Raw genomic sequence first — 15,641 nt, 5'->3', positions numbered from 1 at the left:
CATGTCCCGAAATCGATGATCACTGGGCAGAACGCCCGGCGCCGAGGGGACGCGGGGACCGGGGGCGAGAGGCAGGCCCGAGGCCCGTGATCGCGGTTCCGGGGACGCGGCGTCGTGAGAGGCAGTCATGGCCGATCGTCGATGATCACCACGTCGGCGAGCCGCGGCGCGGAGCGAAGACCTCAAGCCGTGATCGCCATGTGAGGGACATGGGCCTCGTGAGAGGCGCTCCTGTCCCTCGATCCGCGATCACCCGAGGGGGACACGCCCAGCGAGCGAACTCGACCGACAGCCGCTACGTCCGGGGCGCCGCCCCAGGGCCGAGGCGTTGGCGGACCGCGAGGAGTCGCCCGACAACGAAAAACGACGCTGACCCACGGGAAGCGATCCCCGCTGGTCAGCGCCGCTTTCAGCGCCTGGATCAGGCAGCCTGCTTGGTCTCCCAGAAGATCTTGTCGATCTGGGCGATGTAGTCGAGCAGCTCCTGGCCGTCCTTCGGGTCGACCGAGGACTTGGTGCCACCGGGGCCGCCGCCGGCCTTCTTGGTGGCCTTGTTGAACAGCTCGTGCAGCTCCGGGTACTTCTCGAAGTGCGGCGGCTTGAAGTAGTCGGTCCACAGCACCCACAGGTGGTGCTTGACGAGGTCGGAGCGCTGCTCCTTGATCTCGATGGCCCGCTCCCGGAAGACCGGGTCGTCGTTGCCCTGGTACTTCTCCTGGATCGCCTTGACCGACTCGGCCTCGATGCGGGCCTGGGCGGGGTCGTAGACGCCGCAGGGGAGGTCGCAGTGCGCGGTGGCCTCGAGCTGCGGTCGGAAGATGCGGGACAGCCGCATAGGTCCTCCCAAGATTGGGTCCATGGTGATCGTTCTGGCGTCGCCAACCCTACCCTCGGCGCCTGCGGGCTTCAGCGTGACGGCGGGAGGTGGTGCGCGTGCGGCGACGACCGGCGAGATGGCGCAGGGTGGCGGTGCGCGGTCCGTCCATGTCACCGGCGCTGACCGACGGCGACGTCGTCATCGTCCGGTTCGGCGCGCCGGTGCGGGCGGGCGACGTCGTGCTGGTGCGGTGGGCGTCTCGGCCGGGGCAGCTGTCGGTGAAGCGGGCCCGGCGGCCCGAAGGCGAGGGCTGGTGGGTGGAGGGCGACAACCCCTTCGGTTCGACGGACTCGCGCACGCTCGGGCCGGCCGAGGTGGACGCGGTGGTCGTCGCGCGGATGTGGCCCAGGCCGGGACGGCTCAGGCCGAAGGCACCGTCACCGTGAAGCACGCCCCGCCCTCGGGTGCGGGCGCCGCGGTGATCGTGCCGCCCATCCGCGTCACCAGGCCGTGGACCAGCGCCAACCCGACGCCCCCCGCGCCGACGGGCCGGTGCCCGCGGTACCGCGCGTGCAGGGCGCCGCGTCGGAAGACCAGCGGGTAGTCCTCGGCCGCGAGCCCGGGGCCGCCGTCGCGCACCTGCAGGACGCCGGCACCGCGACCGGGACGGACGGCCAGCACGAGCGGCGCGCCCGGCGGGAGGACGCGCAGCGCGTTCTCCGCCAGCCCGTCGACGACCTGGCGGAGCCTGCGCGGATCGGCGCGCACCGGGACCGGGTGCGCCGGCGCGTCCACCCGGAAGTCGACGCCCTGCTCCGCGCAGCGCGCCCGCCACACCGCCGAGGCCTCGCTCAGCAGGGCGCCGAGGTCGACGGTGCCGACGTCGAGCCGGAAGTCGTCGGCCTCCAGCCGGGCGAGCTCCATGAGGTCGCCGACGAGCCGGTCGAGCCGCTGGGCCTCGCGCAGGATCGTCGTGCCGGCGGCGCGGGCGTCGTCGCCGGTGACGACGCCGTCGGCCAACGACTCGGCGAACCCGCGCACGGCGGTGAGAGGGGTGCGCAGCTCGTGCGACACGGACAGCAGGAACTCCCGCTGCCGCTGCTCACTGCGCGACAGGGCGTCGGCCAGCTCGTTGACGGCTGCCGCGACCTCCGCGACCTCCCCGGGCCCGGCGACGGGGACCCGCACGTCGCGCCGTCCGGTCCGCAGGGCGTGCGCGGCGGAGGCGGTGCGGCGCAACGGTCGCGCCAGCAGTGTCCCGACGACCCCGCCGACCAGCACCGCCACCCCCGCCCCCGCCAGGAGCGCGAAGACGATGTTGCGACGGACCAGCCCGGTGCCCAGCGGTCCGGTGTCGGTGGTGCGGGCCAGCGCGAACGCGCCGGCAGGCGTCGGCCGGGCCTCGACGATCCAGGTCCGGCCACCCGAGCTGACGACGGCGGACACCGGGGTGCCGGTGAGCGCACGGTCGGCGTCGGCCCGGCGCAGTGCCGCGGCGACCGCGGGGTCCGGTGTGGACAGCCGGTCGCCGCGGATGCCCGCACCCAGCCCGACGACGGCGACGTCCTGCCCCTGCAGCACCTGGACGACGGTGCGCAGCCCGGCCAGGGTCCGGACCGGGGCCGCCGCGGCGTCGGCGTCCGCGAGCTGGGCCGCGACGACGTCGGCCTGCTGCGCGAGGACGTCACGGGTGACCTGCCGGGCCGTGGCCCCGACGAGCCGCAGCCCGACCAGTGCCGCGACGACGACGGCCACGATCGCGACCAGCAGGCAGCTCGCCGTGACGCGGAACGCCAGCGACGTGCGGCGCCGCCGTCCCGCGGCCGCCGGCGCGGTCGGCCCGCCGGACCCGCCCGCGGTGGATGCCGCAGCTCCGGCGGCAGGCCCGGCACCCGCCACGCCGGCTGCGCCCGCCTGCGGATCGCCCGCCGGCGGATCGCCCGCCCGTGGATCGCTCGCTCCGGGACCGCGCGCCCCGGGACCGCCCGGCCCGGGGCCGCCGGCACCTGGTCCGCCATCAGCCGGACCGCCCGCCCGCGGACCGCCGGCTCCCGGACCGCCCGCCCGCGGACCGCCGGCGGCCGGACCACCGGCTCCCGAACCGCCGGGGACCTGAGGAGTCACTGGGCGTCCGCCGCGTACCCGACGCCGCGCACCGTCCGGATCGGGCTGGCGTCCCCGAGCTTCGCCCGCAGCTGCGCGACGTGGACGTCGACGGTCCGCGCCCCCGACGACGCCGTGTAGCCCCAGACCGCCGAGAGCAGCTGGTCGCGCGAGTACACCCGGCCCGGCGCGCGCATGAGGTGGGCGAGCAGGGCGAACTCCGTCGCCGTCAGCGCCACCTCCGTCGTGCCGGCCCGCACCCGCCGGCGGTCGACCTGCACCTCGACCTCGCCCACCCGCAGCACCTCCTCGCGCGGGGCGCCGGTGCCGGAGCGGCGCAGCACCGTCCGCACCCTGGCGACGAGCTCGCGCGGGCTGAACGGCTTGGTGACGTAGTCGTCGGCGCCCATCTCCAGGCCCAGGATGCGGTCGACCTCGTCGTCGCGGGCGGTGACGAACAGGACGGGGGTCCAGTCGTCGGCGGCGCGCAGCCGCCGGCAGACCTCGACGCCGTCGAGGCCGGGCAGCCCGACGTCGAGGACGACCGCGACGGGGGCGAGCCGCCGGACCGCGTCGAGGCCCGCGGCGCCGTCGTGCTCGACGTGCACACCGAATCCGTCCTTGCGCAGGTAGAGGCGGATGAGGTCGGCGATCGCCGGCTCGTCCTCGACGACCAGCACCAGTCCTGCCACCTGCGATGCACCTCCGGGCGCGGACACGACGAGCCGGGGACGGCCGGTGGCGTGGATCGTGCCACCGACCGTCCCGGGCTCACCCGCCACCGTCGCTCGCGACCTGGGACTCGACGGCCCCCACCGTCGCCTCCACCGACGAGAGCGTGGCCCGGTCGGCGGCGGACACCTGGTCGGACGCGCCGGACCCGCCGCGGTCGCAGCCCGCGAGCAGCACGGCACCGACGGCGGCGAGCGCGAGCAGGGACCTCACGACGAGCAGTCCTTCTGCTGGATGTCCTGCACGGTCCGCTTCGCCGCCGCCAGCTGGTCGAGCCGCTCCTGGCGGTGCGCGACGCGGGCGTCGAGGAGATCGGCGAGTGCGTCGTCACCGGCGGCGCGGGCCTTCGACTCCTTGTCCTTCAGCCACGCCGTCGACCCCCGGGTGGCCGCGTCGCCGGTGATCCGCGCGGTGACCTTGTCGATGCGCGCCAGCAGCGCCGGGATCCGGTCCGTGCACGTCCGCTGGGTCGCGGGTCCGGCGGAGGCCGCGGCGGTCGAGGGCGGCGGGGCGTCGGCGAACGCCGTTCCCGTGCCGACGACCAGTGCTCCGGTGGCGACGCCCGCCGCGACCAGGCCACCGACCCATCGGTTGACTCGCATCCGTTCCTCCTGCGTCCGGGTCCGGCGCGATGTGAGGAGTGCCGGACGCCGCCGACGATGCCGAGCGCGGATGAACCGGCGGTGCGGGCGATGTTCGGATCGTGTCAGGACGTGTCTCGGATTTGAGACGTCGGGAACGCCGGGAGTGCGGTATGTCTGTGGCCCGTCCCGACGCAGGAGGCACCGTGATCTTCATCGTGATCAGGATCGACGTCCGCCCGGAGAAGCGGGAGGACTTCCTGGAGGGGATCGTCCGCTACTCCGGGCAGGTGCGCGAGGAGCCCGGGAACCTCGTGTTCAGCTGCTACGAGAGCGTCGAGCGGGCCAACGAGTTCACCGTCCTCGCCAACTACGTCGACCAGGCGGCCGGCGAGGCGCACGTGACGTCCGGGCACGCCAAGTGGTTCTTCGGCTGGCTGCCGTCGGTGGTGACGGAACAGCCGAAGATCGTCTTCCAGGAGCTCCCCGGCGAGGGCTGGGGGCCGATGGGCGAGGTCGTGATGGAGCCGCGCGAGTCCGAACCCGCGTAGCCGGTCAGCCAGGGGAGTCCTGGCGCGGCCCGTAGACGACGACGGTGTTGCCCCACGGGTCCCGGGCCACGGCGCGCACCTCGTGCGGGCCCTGCTCCGCCTCCCGCACGACGGTGCCGCCCGCCTCGACCAGCGCGGCGAGCGCGGCGGCGACGTCGGCGACCTTGATCGACGCCGCCGGGACCCCGCCGGTGACGTCCTCCTCCGGAGCGGCCAGCGCCAGCGTCGTGCCGCCGGCGTCGAGCGCGGCGTAGCGGCCGCCGTCGACGAACTTCGTCGCGAAGCCGAAGACCGAGCCGTAGAACTCGACGGCCGCGGCGACGTCGGGGACGGGGTGCAGGACGTTGCCGATGCGGGCGGGGTTCTCCGGAGTCGTCATCGGTCGATCCTGTCCTGCCGACGACCTCCGGTGGCAGCGGGGTGTGGCGCACGCCTCCCGCGGCCGGCCCGACCCGGGGTGACAGGGTGGGTGCATGCCGACCGCCCACGCCGCCGACGGGACCGCTCTCGACGTCGAGGAGACCGGATCGGGCGATCCGCTGATCCTGTTGCAGGGCCAGGGTTCCAGCAGGCTCATGTGGGGCCGGGTGCCCGGGCTGCTCGCGGCGCGGCACCGCGTCGTCACGTTCGACTACCGCGGCACCGGCGGGAGCGAGACCCCGGAGGGCGGCTGGACGACGCGGGACTTCGCCGCCGACGCGGTCGCCGTCCTCGACGCGCTCGGCATCGACCGGGCGCACGTCTACGGGTTCTCGATGGGCGGGCGCGTCGCGCAGTGGGTCGCGATCGACCATCCGGACCGGGTCGGGGCGCTCGTCCTCGGCGGGACGACGCCCGGCGACGCACACGGCGTCCCGCGGCCCGCGCACGTCGACGAGCGGCTGGCGGCGAACGGCGACCTGACCGAGTTCCTGCACAGCCCGGAGTGGGCGCGCCGGCGGCTGCGGATCGACGTGTGCCACGACTGGCGCGTCGGCACCCCGCCGGCCGTCGCGGCGAAGCACTACCGCGCGAGCCAGGGCCACGACTCGTGGGACGGTCTGCCGTCGATCACCGCGCCGACGCTGTGCCTGCACGGCACGGACGACCTGCTCAACGTCGTCGAGAACGCGGACCTGCTCGCCTCGCGGATCCCGGACGCGAGGGTGCACCGCATCCCGGGCGCCCGGCACGGGTACTTCGAGGAGCAGGAGGCGGAGGCGACGGCCGTCGTCCTCGACTTCCTCGCCGCGCACCCGATCGGCCCGTCCGTGACGGCCTGACCCTCCGGACGGCGTGACGCAGCCGACCGTGCCGGTCGCCGCCCGGCGTGGGTAGCATTCTCGGCCGTACCCGACTGCCCGACCGCACGGCTGTGACCGCGACATCCGCGGTGACCGGCGCGGCGGGGCCGTCCGGCACCGCGAACGGGCCGACACCCGCGACCTCCGGTGCACGGAACGCGTCGACGATCCCTGCGATCGCGCGCACATCATCCGCACCCCGAGGACGAAGGACCCGTCATGACCACCGCTCCCGAGCGGCCCCTGTCCACGCCCACCCGCGACGAGATCTTCGACGCCCACCGCGGCGGCAAGCTCGCCACGGGCCTCACCGCGTCGCTGCGCGACCAGCGCGACCTGGCGATCGCCTACAGCCCCGGCGTCGCCGAGGTCAGCCGCGCGATCGCGGCCGACGCCGCCGTCGCCCGCACCCACACGTGGGCCGACCGCCTCGTCGCCGTCGTGAGCGACGGCACCGCCGTGCTGGGGCTGGGCGACATCGGCCCGCGGGCGGCGCTGCCGGTCATGGAGGGCAAGTCGGCGCTGTTCAAGACGTTCGCCGAGCTGGACTCGATCCCGCTGGTGCTCGACACCACCGACGTCGACGAGATCGTCGAGACGCTGGTGCGGCTGCGCCCGAGCTTCGGCGCGGTCAACCTGGAGGACGTGGCGGCGCCGCGGTGCTTCGAGCTCGAGCGACGGCTGGTCGAGGCGCTCGACTGCCCGGTCATGCACGACGACCAGCACGGCACCGCGATCGTGCTGCTCGCCGCGCTGCGCGGGGCGTGCGTGGTCACCGACCGCGACCTCGGATCGCTGCGCGTCGTCGTCTCCGGCGCGGGCGCGGCGGGGGTGGCGTGCGCCCGGATCCTGCTGGCGGCGGGGGTGCGCGACATCGTCCTGCTCGACTCGCGCGGTGTCGTCGACGCGGCGCGCGGCGGCGAGAAGGCCGCGCTCGCGGCGATCACCAACCCGCGGGGGATCACGGGCGGGATCGCCGAGGCGATGGCGGGCGCGGACGTGTTCGTCGGACTGTCGGGCGCGCTGCTCGACGAGTCCCTGCTGGCCGCGATGTCCCCGGGCGGCATGGTCTTCGCACTGTCCAACCCGGACCCCGAGGTGCACCCGGACGTCGCCGCGCGGTACGCCTCGATCGTCGCGACCGGCCGCAGCGACTTCCCGAACCAGATCAACAACGTGCTCGCGTTCCCGGGTGTCTTCCGGGGGGCCCTCGACGCGGGCGCGCGCCGGATCACCGAGGCGATGAAGCTGGCGGCGGCCGACGCGATCCATGCCGTCGCCCGTGACGAGCTCGCGGCCGACCGGATCGTGCCCAGCCCGTTCGACCCGCGGGTGGCGACGGCGGTCGCCACGGCCGTCGCGGCGGCGGCGGAGCGGGGCTGACGGTCCGGGCTCACTTCCGGTTGTCGACGGACAGTGAACCAGCTCACGTCCCTCACCAGGGGGTTTTCCACCGGTCGGCCCTGGCGATCACCGTCAGTGCGTGTTCTCCCGGTACCTCACTCGGGGCGGCGTAGTCCGTCCGAGTGAGATTCGCGCATCGAGTGGAGCAGTCACTCGTTGTTCCCGGTGCAGAGTCGACGCACTTCGGTGGGGGAAGCCGTGAGCGAGTTCGGACGTGGTCCCCGCGGCGAGCGGGACGGCGCGGGGGTCGACGCCCCCGCGACCGAGGCCGTCGCGCGGGCCGATCTGCGCCGCTCGAGGCAGGCCGCGGGCGGGCCCGTCGACCCGGAGGCCGCGCGTTTCGCCGGTCAGCTCGCCCGGGCCATCGACCGGACCCCCGGTACGCCGGACGACGGCGCGGACGGAACGGACGACGCCGTCGTCGCGGTCGCCGCGCCGGCCCCGGCCGCCGCCGACCCGGCGACCGACCCGCGCCGGGGCAGCCTGCTGGCGCCGCCGGGGACCGGGCCGGAGACCGTCCACACCGGTCACCCCGCGCCGCACCGGCCGGGTCCGGCACGGCCGGGCGCCGGTCCCGAGCTGCCGGTTCGCCCGGTGGGCCCGGGGGTCCGGGAGACCGCGTTCGGCCGCCCGCTGCCGGGCGGCGCCGACGCCCTCCCGCTGCCGGGCGCGCCGACGCTGGTGTGCGACCGGACCGGCCGGGTGCTGCGGGCCAACCCGGCGTTCACCCAGCTCGCCGGGCGGTCACCGGGCGACGCCGACAGCGGGCCGCTGGGGCTGCACCTGCGCCGGCTGGTCGTCGGGCCCGACGGCGACGCCCGGCTGATCCGCGCCGACGGGACGCTCGTCCGCGTGCGGGTCGTCCGCTGGGACGTGGGCGCCGACCTCCAGGTCGTGATGCTCGTCGAGCTGGGCTCGGGGTCCGACGCGCGACGCATCGCCGAGCTCGAGCGGATGGCCCGGGTCGGCACGTGGACCTACGAGCTGGCGTCGGCGACGTTGCGCCGCAGCGCGTCGCTGCAGGACCTCTACCGCGGCGCCGGCATCGACCCCGACGGACCGGACGGCCCGATCGAGGGCGAGCAGGTGGCGCTGCTGTGCCAGGGCCTGCGCAACGGGGTGCGCGGCGGCGACCACCACGTCGACCTCAAGCTGCCGGGCGACCGGCTGCTCGGCTGCCGCGCGAGCGTCGAGCGCGCCGACGACGGGACGCCGGTGCGGCTCGTCGGCACGGTGCGGGACCTGTCCGCGCAGCGGCTCGCCGAGAACCGGCACCGGGCCGCGGGTGCCCGGTTCGCCGACCTGGTCGCGCTGCTGCCCACCGGCGTGCTGCTGTTCGACGCCACCGGCCGGGTGATCGACGCCAACCCTGCGGTGTGCGAGATCCTCGACACCGTCCCGGAGGACCTGCGCGGCACCACCGCGGCGGCCCTGTCGGCCGAGCCGGAGCCGCTGAGCCCCGACGGCCTGCCCGACTGGCTGCGCCGCGTCCCGCCCGGCGTCGACAACGGCTACCGGCTCGACGCGCTGCCGTTGCTGCGCAGCGACGGCACCCGCGTCTGGTGCGGCGTCGGGGTCACCGTCACCCGCGCCGACGACGGCGCCCCGCTGTTCCTCGTCGTCTGCGAGGACGTGACCGACCGCCGCCGCGCGGCCGAGGTGCTGCGCAGCGCGGGCACCGTCGACGCGCTGACCCGGCTGCCCAACCGGGCCGCGGCGCTGCACCTCGTCGACGGGCTGCTCGCCGGCCCCGGCCGCGACGGCGTGGTGCTCGTCTGCGGCGACCTCGACGACTTCTCCCGCGTCAACTCCTCGCTCGGCCACGACGCCGGCGACGACCTGCTGGTCACGCTCGCGGGCAGGCTGCAGCGCGAGCTGCCCTTCGGCTGCACCGCGGCCCGGCTCTCCGGCGACGAGTTCGTCGTGATCTGCTCCGACCACACCGAGGCCGGTGGGCCGGAGGCGTTGGCGCACACCGTCGCCGCCCTGCTGCGGACGTCGATCACCGTCGGCGGCCGCCCGGTGGAGGTCACGGCGTCGGTCGGGTTGGCGACGCCCGCGCCCGACCCGGACCTGCGTGCCGCGGACCTGCTGCGGTTCGCCGAGGTCGCCATGTACGAGGCGAAGAAGCGCTCGCGCGGCGGGGTCGGTGTCGCCACCGACGTCGTCGTGCGCACCGCGACGAGCCAGCTGGGCCTCGAGGCCGAGCTGCGCGCCGCGATCGCCGACGACCGGCTCGTGCTGGAGTACCAGCCCGTGGTCACCGCCGACGGCCGGGTGCGCAGCGCCGAGGCGCTGATCCGGTGGCCGCACCCCGACCGTGGGCTGGTCCCGCCCGGTGAGTTCCTCCCGGTCGCCCAGCGCGGCGGGCTGATGCGCGAGCTCGATCTCTGGGTGCTGCGCACGGCCGCCCGCGAGGCCGCGGGCTGGCAGTCGGAGGGCGAGATCGCAGTCGCGGTCAACCTCGCGGGGCTGCTCCCCGGCGACCCCGAGTTCGCCGAGCTCGTGACCGGGACGCTGCAGGCGACCGGGCTCGACCACTCCCGGCTGATCCTCGAGCTCGTCGAGACGAGCCTCGTCGCGCTGCCGCCGCACGCGCTCGCGGCCATGGCCGATCTCGTCGGGCGCGGCGTCCGGTTCGCCGTCGACGACTTCGGCACCGGCTACTCCTCGCTCGCGCGGCTCAAGGAGCTCCCTGCCCAGACGGTCAAGGTCGACCGCGCGTTCGTCACCGGCATCGCGGAGGACCCCGTCGACCACGCGGTCGCGCGCGCGGTGGTGGACATGGCGCGGGCCATGGGGCGGAGCACGGTCGCCGAGGGGGTGGAGACCGCCGCGCAGTTCGAGGCCTTGCGCGGCATCGGTGTCGACGCCTTCCAGGGCTGGCTGTTCGCCCGCCCGCTGCCCGTCGAGCAGATGCGTGAGGTGCTGCGGTCGGGCCGGCTGCGGGTGCCGCCGTCGACCGACGTCGCCTGATCGGTCCGGCCCACCGGCCCGCCTGCCGAAGGGAGGCGCCGGGTCGCGGTCCGATCACATCGGTCGCGACCGTCGGTGCCGCGGGCTAGATTCGCGGAGCTGCGACGGCCCGCCCGAGACCGTCGGCGACGAGGGGGGACCCGGATGATCGAGTTCCGGGGCGTGACCAAACGCTTCCCGGACGGCACCGTCGCGGTCGACGCGCTCGACCTCGTCGTCGACTCCGGCCGCATCACCGTGTTCGTCGGGCCGTCGGGCTGCGGCAAGACCACGTCGCTGCGCATGATCAACCGCATGATCGAGCCGAGCTCGGGTTCGATCTCCGTCGAGGGCACCGACATCATGTCCCGCGACGCGGCCGAGCTGCGCCGGGGCATCGGCTACGTCATCCAGCAGGCCGGGTTGTTCCCGCACCGGACGATCCTCGACAACGTGGCGACGGTGCCGCTGCTGCTGGGGTGGAACAAGAAGCAGGCACGCGAGCGCGCCGCGGAGCTGATGGACACCGTCGGGCTCGCCCCCGAGATGGCCAAGCGGTACCCGGCGCAGCTCTCCGGCGGCCAGCAGCAACGGGTCGGCGTCGCCAGGGCGCTCGCCGCCGATCCGCCCGTGCTGCTGATGGACGAGCCGTTCAGCGCCGTCGACCCGATCGTCCGCGAGACGCTGCAGGACGAGCTGCTGCGGCTGCAGTCCGAGCTGGGCAAGACCATCGTGTTCGTCACCCACGACATCGACGAGGCGATCAAGCTGGGCGACAAGGTCGCGGTGTTCCGCACCGGCGGCAGGCTCGCCCAGTACGACGAGCCGGGCGTGCTGCTGTCCCGCCCGGCCGACGACTTCGTCGACTCCTTCGTCGGGCGCGACCGCGGCTACCGCGGACTGGGCTTCCTGTCCTCTGCCGGGCTGCCCATCGGCGACCTGCCGACGGTCGCGCTCGGCGACCGGCTGCCGTCGGAGGGCTGGGCGCTGGTGGTCGACGGGGAGCATCGCCCGCTCGGCTGGGTCGACCGCGGCAGCGGTCCGGTCGACGAGGCCGCGCTCGTCCCCGGTGGCTCGTTGTACGACGCGGGCTCCGGCTCCCTGCGCGCCGCGCTCGACGCGGCGCTCTCGTCGCCCGCGGGCCGCGGCGTGGCCGTCGACGGCGACGGTCGGGTCCTCGGCTCGATCGGCGCCGACGACGTGCTGCGTGCGCTGGCCGACGCCCGCAGCGACGAGAACGTGGCCTGAGGCGGGCCGTCGTGAACTGGGTCTCCCAGAACCTCGGGTTCATCGCGGGGCTGCTGTCCGACCACATCGTGTTCTCGCTCGTGCCCGTCGTGATCGGGCTGGTGCTGGCGATCCCGCTCGGCTGGCTCGCCAACCGCGCGGGCGTCGGGCGCACGGTCGTCGTCAACCTCGCGGGCCTGCTCTACACGATCCCGTCGCTCGCGTTGTTCGTGTTCCTGCCCGTGGTGCTGGGCACGGGCATCCTCGACCCGGTCAACGTGATCGTGGCGCTGACCGTGTACAGCCTCGCGCTGCTGGTGCGGACGGTCGCCGACGCGCTGGAGGCGGTGCCGCCCGTGCTGGTCGACGCGGCCACGGCGATGGGGTACGCGCCGGTCCGCCGGTTCCTCGCCGTCGAGCTGCCCGTCTCGGTCCCGGTGATCCTCGCGGGGGTGCGGGTGGCGGCGGTGTCGTCGATCAGCCTGGTGACGGTCGGCTCGGTCATCGGCTTCGGCGGGCTCGGCCAGATGTTCACCGACGGTTTCCAGCGCGACATCACCGCCGAGGTCGTCGCCGGGATCGTGCTGGTCGTGGCGTTGGCGCTGGTGGTCGACGGGCTGCTGCTGCTCGTCGGCCGGCTGCTCACACCCTGGGACCGCGCGGCGCGGGCCACCCGTCAGGGAGCGACGGCGTGAACTTCCTCGGCTGGCTCGTCGATCCCGCGCACTGGTCGGGACCGGGCTCGATCCCGCAGCGGCTCGTCGAGCACCTGGGCTACACCGCGCTGGTCATGATCATCGCGATCGCGATCGCCGTCCCCCTCGGCGCGTGGATCGGGCACACCGGCAAGGGCGGCTTCCTCGTCGTCGGGTCGGCCAACGGGCTGCGGGCCCTCCCGACGCTGGGCGTGCTCGTCCTGCTCGTGCAGTGGACCGGGCTGGGCATCATCGGCCCGCTCGTCGCGCTGGTGCTGCTCGCGATCCCGCCCGTGCTCGCGGGCACCTACGCCGGGGTGCGCAATGTCGACGCCGCGGTGGTCGACGCGGCCCGCGGGATGGGCATGCGCGGGCGCGGCGTGCTGTTCGGCGTCGAGCTGCCCAACGCACTGCCGCTGATCATCGGCGGGGTCCGCAGCTCGGTGCTGCAGGTCATCTCGACCGCGACGATCGCCGCGTACGTGGGTCTCGACGGACTGGGCCGCTACATCATCGACGGCCTGTCCACCCGCGACTTCCCGCAGATGATCGCCGGCTCCATCCTCGTCGCGCTGCTGGCTGTCGTCGCCGACCTGGCGCTCGCGGGCCTGCAGAAGCTGCTCGTCTCGCCCGGCCTGCAGACCGCCGGCACGGGCCGCCGGGTGCGCGCACTCGCCACCCGGCCCACCGACAACGCCGCCCGGGCGGCGTGAGCCCCGCACAGAAACCCGCACGGAGGACCGACAATGAGACGCTCGCTGATCGCACGGTTCGCGCTGGTCGCGACCGCAGCACTGGCGCTCGCCGCGTGCGGCGGGGGCAGTGACCCGCTGCAGAACGGCGGCTCGGGGAGCTCCGGCTCCGCCGACACCGTCGTCATCGGGTCGGCGAACTTCGTCGAGAGCCAGATCATCGCCAACATCTACGCCCAGGCCCTGCAGGCCAAGGGTGTGAAGGTCGACCTGCGGCCGCCGATCGGCAGCCGCGAGACCTACTTCCCGGCGATCAAGGAAGGCTCGATCGACCTCATCCCCGAGTACACGGGGACGCTGCTGCAGTACCTCAACAAGAACGCCACCGAGACCGAGCCCGACGCCGTGTACACGGCGCTGAAGGCCGCCCTGCCCGACAACCTGACCGTCCTCGACAAGGCCGCGGCCGAGGACAAGGACGCGGTCGTCGTCACCAAGGACACGGCCACGAAGTACAACGCGACGTCGATCGCCGACCTCGCACCGAACTGCGGCCAGCTGACCTTCGGCGGCCCGCCGGAGTTCCAGACCCGTCCCGACGGCATCCCGGGCATCCAGAAGACCTACAACTGCACGTTCAAGGAGTACAAGGCGCTCGACGCCGGCGGCCCGCTCACGGTCGCGGCCCTGAAGAACGGCGACATCCAGGCCGCCGACATCTTCACCACCGACGCGTCGATCCCGACGAACGGCTTCGTCGTGCTGACCGACCCGAAGGACAACTTCGCCGCGCAGAACGTCGTCCCGCTGATCAACAAGGCCAAGGGCACCGGCACCACCGCCGACGTCCTCAACCAGATCTCGGCCAAGCTGACCACCGAGGGCCTCACCCAGCTCAACGCCGAGGCCTCGTCGGACGCCAAGCCGTCGCTGGCGACCGTCGCGAAGAACTGGCTGTCGCAGAACGGCTTCTGATCACGGGACGGCGCGGGGCGGACGCCCGTCCGCCCCGCGCCGCGGCTCCGCCGGGACGCCTCATCACCTGCGGTTGTGAGGCGTCTCACCTGATGCAATCATCGGCCCCGGCAGGCGTCCACCACCGCCGATCCAGGGGGCCACCGTTGGCCGAGCTCGAACCGCGCAACTTCCTTCAGCCGTGTCTGCTGCTCCTGCTGCGCGAGCAGGCCGACCACGGCTACGAGCTGGCCGCGCGGCTTCGACCGATGCACGACGGCGACGGCGACGCGGGCGGGGTCTACCGCGCGTTGCGGGGGCTGGAGCGGCAGGGGCTCGTCCGGTCGGAGTGGGAGTCCTCCGGTGCCGGTCCCGCACGCCGCACCTACCACGTCACCCCCGAGGGCGAGGCGTGCCTCGACGCGCAGGCCCGCGGGCTGCGCCGGGTCGACGCGGCGCTGCACGTCTTCCTGCAGCGCTACGCCCGGATCTGCGGTGCCCCCGACTCGCCGGAGCGGGCCGACCGTCCTGCCGACGGCCGGCCGCGCAACGGCGCCGGGCTCAGTGCGGGCGGTCCGGTTCAGCGATAGCCGGTCACGTCGGCGGGACGGCCGGCGTCCTGCACCTCGACGACGTAGCGCCACGCGTCGGGCGCCGATCCGTCCAGGTCGGTGAACCCGTACTCCTTCGCCAGCCCACCCGAGGACAGCGACCGGCCGTTCCACCGCCGCCGGTCGGGGTCGGCCGCCAGCGCGGCGACGGCCCTGCCCACGAACCTCGGCGTCTCCGAGATCGCGAAGTGCGGCTCGGTCTCGCACGCCGCGCGCCAGTCGTCCTCGGTGACGCCGAAGTGGTCGAGCATGGTCTCCGACCGCAGCCAGCCCGGCGTGATCGCGACGGCGGTGCCGCCGTGGTCGCGCAGCTCGTGCGCCCAGCTGCGGGCCAGCCGGATCGGCGCGACCTTGGCGAGGTCGTAGTAGACCGTCAGCCGGTAGTTCTCGGCGTTGTACTCGTCCGTGCCGTCGGTGACCTCCACGACGAGCCCGCCCGGATGGCGCACCATCAGCGCGAGCGCGAAGTGCGCGGTGATGATGTGCGTGTCGACCGCGAGGTGCAGCAGGTGCAGGCCGTCGTCGAGCGAGTGCGTCCACACCGGTGCGTGCCACGCGGTGAGCGGGTCGCCGCCGAAGATGTCGTTGACCAGCACGTCGAGCCGGCCCTGTTCGGCGTCGATGCGCTCGACCAGCGCCCTGACCTGCTCCGGCTCGAGATGGTCGGTGGGGACGGCGATGCCGGTGCCGCCCGCGGCCGTCACGAGGTCGGCGGTGTCCTCGATCGTCTCGGCCCGTCCGTACTCCGACGGCGCGCCGCGGCGGCTGCGCCCCGTGACGTAGACGGTCGCCCCGGCGGCGCCGAGCTCGACGGCGATCCCGCGGCCCGCGCCCCGGGTCGCCCCGGCGACGAGGGCGATGCGGCCGGCGAGTGGTCGATCAGCTGTCGTCATCCGGACATCCTGCGTGCAATCACCTGACAGTTCCCGTCAGCCGACCCGTGAACCGGCCCCGGCGTGCAGGAATTGAACAGGTCGCCGCGCGTGTGACCTTGCATACTCGACGAGGAGGCGGGACGGGAGTCCCCGGTCACCGA

Annotated in this window: 17 protein-coding genes; 10 read left to right on the top strand and 7 right to left on the bottom strand. The window is 74.5% G+C overall.

The window, feature by feature from the left end; translation table 11 throughout:
* Positions 1-421: 421 nt before the first annotated feature.
* On the bottom strand, positions 422-835 hold the full coding sequence (gene sodN, locus PSED_RS25855) for a superoxide dismutase, Ni (protein WP_013677187.1): 414 nt from the start codon (positions 833-835) through the stop codon (positions 422-424).
* A gap of 98 nt (positions 836-933) precedes the next feature.
* Between sodN and PSED_RS25850 the strand changes: the two genes are divergently transcribed.
* A complete protein-coding gene (locus tag PSED_RS25850) occupies positions 934-1,263 on the top strand; it encodes a S26 family signal peptidase (protein ID WP_013677186.1) in 330 nt (109 codons plus the stop codon).
* Here PSED_RS25850 and PSED_RS25845 read toward each other — a convergent pair.
* The 4 genes from PSED_RS25845 to PSED_RS25830 all read right to left on the bottom strand — a co-directional run bounded on the left by PSED_RS25845 (position 1,238) and on the right by PSED_RS25830 (position 4,254).
* Positions 1,238-2,716, bottom strand: coding sequence for a HAMP domain-containing sensor histidine kinase (locus tag PSED_RS25845; RefSeq protein ID WP_013677185.1), 1,479 nt, complete (start codon positions 2,714-2,716; stop codon positions 1,238-1,240). The two genes, PSED_RS25850 and PSED_RS25845, sit on opposite strands and share 26 nt — an antisense overlap.
* Positions 2,717-2,937: 221 nt before the next feature.
* The gene (locus PSED_RS25840) at positions 2,938-3,612 is read right to left on the bottom strand and encodes a response regulator (protein WP_013677184.1); all 675 of its coding nucleotides are present in this window, start codon (positions 3,610-3,612) and stop codon (positions 2,938-2,940) included.
* A 79-nt stretch (positions 3,613-3,691) separates the two neighbouring features.
* Positions 3,692-3,865 (bottom strand): hypothetical protein, encoded by a 174-nt coding sequence (locus PSED_RS25835; protein ID WP_013677183.1) that lies wholly within the window; start codon positions 3,863-3,865, stop codon positions 3,692-3,694.
* Positions 3,862-4,254 carry a hypothetical protein gene (locus PSED_RS25830; RefSeq protein WP_013677182.1) on the bottom strand — a complete coding sequence of 131 codons (393 nt, stop codon included), beginning with the start codon at positions 4,252-4,254 and terminating at the stop codon, positions 3,862-3,864. The genes PSED_RS25835 and PSED_RS25830 overlap by 4 nt, the downstream gene beginning before the upstream one ends.
* Before the next feature lie 185 nt (positions 4,255-4,439).
* Here PSED_RS25830 and PSED_RS25825 point away from each other — a divergent pair, with 185 nt between their 5' ends.
* On the top strand, positions 4,440-4,784 hold the full coding sequence (locus PSED_RS25825) for a putative quinol monooxygenase (RefSeq protein ID WP_013677181.1): 345 nt from the start codon (positions 4,440-4,442) through the stop codon (positions 4,782-4,784).
* Positions 4,785-4,788: 4 nt separating this feature from the next.
* On the opposite strand, the gene PSED_RS25820 is transcribed toward PSED_RS25825, so the two are convergent.
* Complete coding sequence (locus PSED_RS25820; protein WP_013677180.1) at positions 4,789-5,163, bottom strand: VOC family protein; 375 nt, start codon at positions 5,161-5,163, stop codon at positions 4,789-4,791.
* A gap of 94 nt (positions 5,164-5,257) precedes the next feature.
* Here PSED_RS25820 and PSED_RS25815 point away from each other — a divergent pair, with 94 nt between their 5' ends.
* The 8 genes from PSED_RS25815 (at position 5,258) to PSED_RS25780 (ending at position 14,584) form a co-directional block, all read left to right on the top strand.
* Positions 5,258-6,046, top strand: coding sequence for an alpha/beta fold hydrolase (locus PSED_RS25815; protein ID WP_013677179.1), 789 nt, complete (start codon positions 5,258-5,260; stop codon positions 6,044-6,046).
* 240 nt (positions 6,047-6,286) lie between these two features.
* Positions 6,287-7,450 carry an NAD(P)-dependent malic enzyme gene (locus PSED_RS25810; protein WP_013677178.1) on the top strand — a complete coding sequence of 388 codons (1,164 nt, stop codon included), beginning with the start codon at positions 6,287-6,289 and terminating at the stop codon, positions 7,448-7,450.
* A gap of 219 nt (positions 7,451-7,669) precedes the next feature.
* Positions 7,670-10,447 carry an EAL domain-containing protein gene (locus PSED_RS25805; RefSeq protein ID WP_013677177.1) on the top strand — a complete coding sequence of 926 codons (2,778 nt, stop codon included), beginning with the start codon at positions 7,670-7,672 and terminating at the stop codon, positions 10,445-10,447.
* Between the two features lie 144 nt (positions 10,448-10,591).
* Positions 10,592-11,674, top strand: coding sequence for an ABC transporter ATP-binding protein (locus PSED_RS25800; protein ID WP_013677176.1), 1,083 nt, complete (start codon positions 10,592-10,594; stop codon positions 11,672-11,674).
* An 11-nt stretch (positions 11,675-11,685) separates the two neighbouring features.
* Positions 11,686-12,348 carry an ABC transporter permease gene (locus tag PSED_RS25795; protein WP_013677175.1) on the top strand — a complete coding sequence of 221 codons (663 nt, stop codon included), beginning with the start codon at positions 11,686-11,688 and terminating at the stop codon, positions 12,346-12,348.
* Entirely contained in the window at positions 12,345-13,061 is a 717-nt protein-coding gene (locus PSED_RS25790; protein WP_013677174.1) for an ABC transporter permease, read from the top strand. The genes PSED_RS25795 and PSED_RS25790 overlap by 4 nt, the downstream gene beginning before the upstream one ends.
* A 33-nt stretch (positions 13,062-13,094) precedes the next feature.
* Complete coding sequence (locus PSED_RS25785) at positions 13,095-14,015, top strand: ABC transporter substrate-binding protein (protein WP_013677173.1); 921 nt, start codon at positions 13,095-13,097, stop codon at positions 14,013-14,015.
* A 146-nt stretch (positions 14,016-14,161) separates the two neighbouring features.
* Positions 14,162-14,584, top strand: coding sequence for a PadR family transcriptional regulator (locus PSED_RS25780; protein ID WP_013677172.1), 423 nt, complete (start codon positions 14,162-14,164; stop codon positions 14,582-14,584).
* Here the strand turns inward: PSED_RS25780 and PSED_RS25775 are convergent.
* Positions 14,575-15,498, bottom strand: coding sequence for an SDR family oxidoreductase (locus PSED_RS25775; RefSeq protein WP_013677171.1), 924 nt, complete (start codon positions 15,496-15,498; stop codon positions 14,575-14,577). The two genes, PSED_RS25780 and PSED_RS25775, sit on opposite strands and share 10 nt — an antisense overlap.
* Positions 15,499-15,641 lie beyond the last annotated feature (143 nt).

Source organism: Pseudonocardia benzenivorans CB1190, assembly GCF_000196675.2.
Classification (GTDB): Bacteria; Actinomycetota; Actinomycetes; order Mycobacteriales; family Pseudonocardiaceae; genus Pseudonocardia; species Pseudonocardia benzenivorans.
The sequence above is the reverse complement of the archived record's forward strand: the minus strand, read 5'-3'. Positions and strand labels throughout refer to the sequence as shown.